The organism is Compostibacillus humi, assembly GCF_014637175.1.
Taxonomy (GTDB): domain Bacteria; phylum Bacillota; class Bacilli; order Bacillales; family Amphibacillaceae; genus Oceanobacillus; species Oceanobacillus humi.
This window is the reverse complement of sequence record NZ_BMEV01000163.1, coordinates 1-631: the sequence shown is the minus strand read 5'-3', so window position 1 is coordinate 631 and position 631 is coordinate 1. Positions and strand designations below refer to the sequence as shown.

The 631-nt window shown below is 47.5% G+C and carries 1 protein-coding gene; it reads left to right on the top strand.

What is annotated here, in order from left to right; genetic code table 11:
* On the top strand, positions 1–631 hold a 631-nt coding region (locus IEV18_RS17115), incomplete at both ends, for a UPF0236 family transposase-like protein (RefSeq protein ID WP_229733713.1).

Below are 631 nucleotides of genomic sequence, written 5' to 3'. Positions count from 1 at the left end.
AACGGTTGGATCGATTGTGAGGAAAGTCGGAGAAGCACAGGCCAAGGCGGACAAGGAGATGGTCACCGAGTTAGAAGATTCGGCTGAATTGCCAGAGGGAAAGAAAGTAGACTGCCTCTACGCTGAAGCTGATGGCGTCTTTGTACGGGGGACAGAAAAGAAGAAAAGTCATGAGGTAAGCCATGCCATTCTTTACGAAGGCTGGGATACGAATGGCAAACGTGTTTCTTTGCGTAACCCAATCGCGATTATGACAACCCGACCGACGGTGAATTTTTGGAATGAAGTTCAAGCACTAACTGCCCATCATTATTCTTTGGAAAAGACGCAAGTGGTAACCAACAGCGACGGTGGTGCCGGATACACAGCTGAAAAGTTCCAGGAAGCCTTCTCGCAATCGGAATATCCAGTGATCAATCAACTCGACGCTTACCATGTGTTTCAAGGGCTAAATCGCGCACTTGGAGCTGCGAAAAGTGAATATAAGGCCGAAATACGAAAAGCTTTAAAAGAGCATGTCATAGACTGGAGAGAGTGCGTCGATAACCCGCCAGAAAATGCGAGAAGCTTAGGAGCAATGGAATCGAACCAGCGTCACATTACATATCGGATGAAGAAGCGAGGAATGCAC